The organism is uncultured Microbacterium sp. (genome assembly GCF_963521695.1).
GTDB lineage: Bacteria > Actinomycetota > Actinomycetes > Actinomycetales > Microbacteriaceae > Microbacterium.
The window spans coordinates 1-5,618 of record NZ_CAUQWC010000220.1 but is presented as its reverse complement, the minus strand read 5'-3'; the positions used below and the strand labels follow the sequence as shown (position 1 = coordinate 5,618).

At 71.1% G+C, this 5,618-nt stretch carries 5 protein-coding genes and 1 pseudogene; 5 read left to right on the top strand and 1 reads right to left on the bottom strand.

Annotated features, from left to right (window positions below):
• The 4 genes from RWP81_RS13740 to ndk all read left to right on the top strand — a co-directional run.
• Positions 1 to 1,451, top strand: a 1,451-nt coding sequence (locus RWP81_RS13740) for a class I tRNA ligase family protein (protein WP_314456995.1), incomplete at its 5' end; no start/stop codon positions are given.
• Positions 1,448 to 2,800: a folylpolyglutamate synthase/dihydrofolate synthase family protein gene (locus RWP81_RS13735; protein WP_314456993.1), complete on the top strand. Its 1,353-nt coding sequence runs from the start codon at positions 1,448 to 1,450 to the stop codon at positions 2,798 to 2,800. The genes RWP81_RS13740 and RWP81_RS13735, both read left to right, overlap by 4 nt.
• Positions 2,797 to 3,210 (top strand): DUF4233 domain-containing protein, encoded by a 414-nt coding sequence (locus tag RWP81_RS13730; RefSeq protein WP_314456991.1) that lies wholly within the window; start codon positions 2,797 to 2,799, stop codon positions 3,208 to 3,210. The genes RWP81_RS13735 and RWP81_RS13730 overlap by 4 nt, the downstream gene beginning before the upstream one ends.
• Positions 3,211 to 3,213: 3 nt before the next feature.
• Positions 3,214 to 3,630 carry a nucleoside-diphosphate kinase gene (gene ndk / locus RWP81_RS13725; protein ID WP_055954335.1) on the top strand — a complete coding sequence of 139 codons (417 nt, stop codon included), beginning with the start codon at positions 3,214 to 3,216 and terminating at the stop codon, positions 3,628 to 3,630.
• Positions 3,631 to 4,100: 470 nt separating this feature from the next.
• Here the strand turns inward: ndk and RWP81_RS13720 are convergent, their stop codons facing one another.
• Positions 4,101 to 4,697, bottom strand: coding sequence for a vitamin K epoxide reductase family protein (locus RWP81_RS13720; RefSeq protein ID WP_314456988.1), 597 nt, complete (start codon positions 4,695 to 4,697; stop codon positions 4,101 to 4,103).
• 331 nt (positions 4,698 to 5,028) lie between these two features.
• Between RWP81_RS13720 and RWP81_RS13715 the strand changes: the two are divergent.
• Positions 5,029 to 5,618, top strand: a pseudogene (locus RWP81_RS13715) (hypothetical protein); the annotation flags it as partial.

Genomic DNA, 5,618 nt, shown 5'->3' with positions numbered 1-5,618 from the left:
GCATCGTGCTCGGCAACGACGGGCAGAAGATGTCGAAGTCGCTGCGCAACTACCCGGACGTGCGCGAGGTCTTCGATCGCGACGGCTCGGATGCCATGCGGTGGTTCCTCATGTCGTCGAGCGTGCTGCGCGGCGGCAACCTCGTCGTGACCGAGGAGGGGATCCGTTCGGGCGTCCGCGAGTTCCTGCTTCCGTTGTGGAACGCGTGGTACTTCTTCGCCACCTACGCGAATGCGTCGCGCCCTTCGACGAGCTCAGGGACCGGCGGATACGAAGCCGAGTGGCGCACCGACTCCACCGACGTGCTCGACCGCTACATTCTGGCCCTCACCCACGACCTCGTGCAGGGTGTCGCAGCCGACCTCGAGGGGCTCGACTCCACGACCGCCGCCGAACGTCTGCGCGACTTCGCCGAGGTGCTGACCAACTGGTACATCCGCCGCTCGCGCGACCGGTTCTGGGTGGGAGTGACCGACGACCCCACGAGCCGCGAGGCCTTCGACACCCTCTACACGGTGCTCGAGACGCTCACCCGCGTCGCAGCCCCCCTGCTGCCGCTCGTGACCGAGCGCGTCTGGCAGGGCCTGACCGGCGGTCGCAGCGTGCACCTCGCCGACTGGCCCGACGCCTCGGCGTTCCCCGCCGCGACCGACATCCGCACCGCGATGGACACCGTCCGCGAGGTCTCGAGCGTCGCCAACGCCCTGCGCAAGCGCGAGGGCAAGCGCGTGCGCCTGCCGCTCCCGCGTCTGACGGTCGTGACCCCGGATGCCGCGAGCCTGGCGCAGTTCGACGACATCCTCCGCGAGGAGCTCAACGTCAAGAGCGTCGAGCAGGTCGCCCTGCAGGACGGCACGGCGGCTGAGTACGGCATCACCCACCGCCTGGCGGTCAACGCCCGCGCCGCGGGTCCGCGCCTCGGCAAGCAGGTGCAGCAGGCGATCAAGGCCGCCCGTGAGAGCGACTGGAGCGAGGTCGACGGACAGGTCGTCGCCGGTGGCATCCCCCTCGAACCCGCTGAGTACGACCTCGTGGTCGAGACCGCCGGTCGCCCCGAGGGCGAGGCTCTCGCTGTGCTGTCCTCTGGCGGCTTCGTCCTGCTCGACACCGTCACCACCCCCGAGCTCGAGGCCGAGGGCCTGGCGCGCGACATGATCCGCGGCATCCAGGACACCCGTAAGGCCGCCGGCTTCGACGTGAGCGATCGCATCTTCCTGTCGCTGACGTTCGTCGAGGACGCCGAGGCCCAGGCGGTCGCCCAGGCCTTCGACGTCGCGGGGGTGGCATCCGAGACCCTCTCCGAAGCCGTCGTGCTGGCCGGGCCCGAGGGCCGTCTCGTCGAACGCGGTGCAATCGCGCCGGCCGAGTACGAGACCGTCATCGCCGCGAAGACCTACGCGAACGTCGGCGCCGTCACGGTCGCCGTCGCGCGGATCGGAGCCCCCGCATGAGCGACCGCACCCGGGCCGACGCGGTCTACAGCGCACTGCTCGAGCGGCAGGGCGAGCAGTGGGTGCAGCCGCGCGTGGAGCGCACGCGACGCGTGCTCGAGCTGCTCGCCGACCCGCAGCGCACGTATCGCGTGATTCACGTCACCGGCACGAACGGCAAGACCTCGACCAGTCGCATGATCGAGAGCCTGCTGCGCGCAATGGGGCTTCGGACGGGCCTGTTCACCAGCCCCCACCTCGAACGCTTTACCGAACGCATCCTCATCGACGGAGAACCCGTGGCGGATGCCGCGATCGCCGACGCGTGGGACGAGATCCAGCCGTTCGTGGGCCTGGTCGACGCCGAGCTCGCTGCGGCCGGAGACGCCCCGTTGACGTTCTTCGAGCTGCTCACCGTGCTCGCGTTCGTCGTGGCGGCCGACGCGCCGATCGACGTGCTCGTGCTCGAGGTGGGCATGGGCGGGGAGTGGGACTCCACGAACACCGCCGACGGCGACGTCGCCGTGTTCACGCCCATCGACATCGACCACGTCGACCGGCTGGGCTCGACGATCGCCGAGATCGCGACGGTCAAGGCCGGGATCATCAAGCCCGGTGCGGCTGTGGTGTCGGCCGCGCAGCCCGACGAGGCGCTCCGCGTCATCCGTGCCCGCGCCGAGAAAGAGGGTGCGACGGTGTCGGTCGACGGCGACGGTTTCGCGCTCGAGGCGCAGACCCTGGCGGTGGGCGGGCAGCAACTCTCCATCCGCGGGGTCGCCGGCCGCTACGCCGAGGTCTACCTGCCGCAGTACGGCGCGCACCAGGGCCGCAACGCCGCGCTGGCGGTGGCCGCGGTCGAATCGCTCATCGGCGGGGGTACCCAGCCGCTGGCAGCCGACGTGGTCGCCGACGGCCTCGGCAACGCCACCTCGCCCGGCCGCCTGCAGCTCGTCGGCACCGCGCCGACCGTGCTCGTCGACGCCGCCCACAACCCGCACGGGGCGCGGGCCCTTGTCACGGCCCTCGACGAGGCGTTCGATATCGACGAGTGGGGCGCCGTGGTCGGGATCCTCGACGGGAAGGATGCCGTCGGCATCATGTCGGCGCTCGTGCCCGCCGTGGCCCGCGTGTTCGCGACCGTCCCCGACAGCGACCGCGCTAGCGACCCCGACGTGATCGCCGACGTCGCCGAGGCGGCCGACCTCCCCGTGACCGTCCACCCCACCCTCGAAGACGCCGCCGACGCCGCGCGCGCGTGGGCCGTGGAATCGGACCGCCGCGCCGTCGTCATCGCCGGCTCCGTCGTGCTGGCCGGCGAAGCCCTGCGTCTGTCGGCGCTGGAAGACTGGAAGTCGGGGTGGCAGGCGTGAGCCCCCGCGAACCCCGCGCTCCGCGCCCCCGCCGTCAGCGCGGTGCGCAGGAGTCGCTCGGCGCCGTCGTGCTCGGCTTCGAGTCGGTCATCGTCTTCCTCGGCGGCCTGGTGGTCTACGGCCTCGAGGTGCTGCCGTTCGGCATCGAACCCTGGTGGGGCATCGTGGGCGGAGTCGTGATGGCGATCGCGATGGTCGCCGTCTCGGGGATGCTCCGTCACCGCTGGGCCCTCTTCGCCGGATGGGGGCTGCAGGTGCTTCTGCTGCTCGGCGGTTTCCTCGTTCCCGCCCTCGCCGTGGTCGCCCTCATTTTCGGCGGCATGTGGGCGTATGCGACGATCAAGGGAGCGGCCCTCGATCGCGCGAATGCGCGGCGCGCCGCTGACCCCGACCTCTCGAACGGAGATTGACCCATGGCCACCGAAGAGACCCTCGTCCTCGTCAAGCCCGATGGCGTCGCTCGCGGCCTCACCGGCGCGATCCTCGCCCGCATCGAGGCAAAGGGCTACGCGCTCGTCGACATCCGCCTCGTCGAGCCCGACCGTGAGACGCTCGCCCAGCACTACGCCGAGCACGAGGGCAAGCCCTTCTACGAGCCGCTGCTGGAGTTCATGCTCTCCGGCCCGTCGGTTGCCATCCGTCTCGCGGGCAACCGCGTGATCGAGGGCTTCCGCTCGCTCGCCGGCACCACCGACCCCACCACCGCCGCCCCGGGCACGATCCGCGGCGACTTCGGCCGCGACTGGGGCCTGAAGGTGCAGCAGAACCTCGTCCACGGCTCCGACAGCGTCGAATCCGCCGAGCGCGAGCTCGCGATCTGGTTCGCCTGATCCCGGATGCCACGATGGCCGCTGCCCTCACCGGGTGGCGGCCATCGTTCTTCGTGGAAGGTGCGGTCGTGCGGTGGGCGCGGGACGCGGCGCGCGGGCGGTGCGCAGCCTCCCTGATCTGCGCAAGGTCAGCGGCATCCGGTGCGTTCGGACTGAGGATGCCCTGATCGTTGAGGATGTGCGTGCGGATGCTCGTGAGCGTGCGGTTGTGCGGTGGGCGCGGGACGCGGCGCGCGGCCGGTGCGCAACCTCCGTGATCTGCGTAAGGTCAGCGGCATCCGGGGGCTTCGGACTGGGGTTGCGCTGATCGCTGAGGATCTGCGCGGCAGAGTGATCGCGCGGACGCGAACGGCCGGGTGGGTCCGTTCCGCGTCGTCCGGTCCCGTCGACAGGCTCAGGGACCCCTCGACGAGCGGGCTGAGCCCGTCGACGTCGCCGGTCACCGGTGCTCCGTTGCGCTCCCGCACGTGTCAGAACTGCGCGAGCACGTTCAGGCGCACCTGCGCGAGCACCGCGACGACGACGAAGGCGGCCAGCGTCATCAGCGGCACCCACACCATCAACCGGTCCGCGACCTCACGCACCCGCGCCCCCGGGATCACGCCCTCGCGCAGCACGTGCAGCGTGACGACGAAGAACGACGGGATCACCACCGACCACGTCACCATGCACCACGGGCACAGCGTTGCGAGCACGAACAAGCTCTGCGCGATGAGCCACATGACGAAGGTCAGCGCAAGGGCGAAACCGAGCCAGAACAGCGCCCAGAACCAGCGGGCGAACCGGGCTCCGGCCAGCAGCGCGACCCCGACGACGATCGGGGCGATCCACGCCGAGAGACCGATGATCGGGTTGGGGAAACCGAAGACCGCGCCCTGAGACGACTGCAGGTTCGCCGAGCACTGTACGAGCACGCTGATGTCGCAGGATGCCGCAGCTCCCGGGTTCTCGAGCTGGTGGAAGCGCTCCATCGTCAGCGAGAAGGCCGCCCACCAGCCGACGATGCCGGCGAAGATCAGCCAGGTCGCGACGACGACCGGGCGTCGGGGGGTGACGGTTTCGCTCATACGGCAATCCTGCCACCGCGACTTTTCCGAGCGCTGAGGACGTGGCATCCGGATGCCCGTGCGCGTGCGCGCGGCGGACGATCGGCATTCCGCGCAGGGCGAACCGACGTGTCCGCTGGCCCTGGCGCCGGTCCGTGCGATAATGAAGGCCGATGTGCCGCGGCCGCGCCGCAGGAACATCACCCAGAAGACTTCGGGCGACGACCGCCCTTCGCAGCACGAGCCGCAGGCCTGCTGCAGACCGAATGAGTTCGCGGCCCCGCCGGGTGCGGCGCTGCATGAGATTTCGTCGGGCGACGCGCGGTGTCGCCCGCCAGGGAGAACCCCCGACATGGCCGATGTGACAGACGATCAGACCCCCACCGACGAGAGCGCGGCCGACACGTCCGCCACGAATGCGCCCGACGCTCCGGCCGTCGAGGGCGAGAGTTCGGCCCAGGTCGACTCCGCCGACATCGACGGCTCGGCTGCCGATGAAGACGAGGCGGCGGTTCAGGATGCCGAAGACGCCGTCGCCGACGACACCGGGGCCCCCGCGGTGCTCGAGGCCGACGATGCGCAGACCGCTCCGGTCGAGAGCGACACGGCGGAGAGTGACACCGCGGTGACCGACACCGCGGATGCCGCTCCCGACGAGGTCGCGCCCGTGGCGCCCGCTGCCGACGAGGCTTCTTCGGCGGAGTCCGCGGCGATCGAGGCACCGGGAGACATTGAGCCCACGGCTGAGGCGGCGACGCCGACGGCCGACGAGACCGAAGCCACGCCCGAGGCTGCCGTCCAGCCGGAGCCCCAGCCCGGAGCGGCTGAGCCCGAAGCGACTGAGCCCGGGGCGGCTAAGCCCGACACTGCGGCCGCACCCGAGCCGCCCGCCCGTCCGACCGCGGTGTCGCTCGGCCTGCTGCCCGAGAACTTCGTGTCGGC

Excerpts from the sequence above, each read along its gene's own strand:
- RWP81_RS13735 (WP_314456993.1), top strand. The coding sequence starts at position 1,448 with ATGAGCGACCGCACCCGGGCCGACGCGGTCTACAGCGCACTGCTCGAG.
- ndk (WP_055954335.1), top strand. The coding sequence starts at position 3,214 with ATGGCCACCGAAGAGACCCTCGTCCTCGTCAAGCCCGATGGCGTCGCT.
- RWP81_RS13720 (WP_314456988.1), bottom strand. The coding sequence starts at position 4,697 with ATGAGCGAAACCGTCACCCCCCGACGCCCGGTCGTCGTCGCGACCTGG.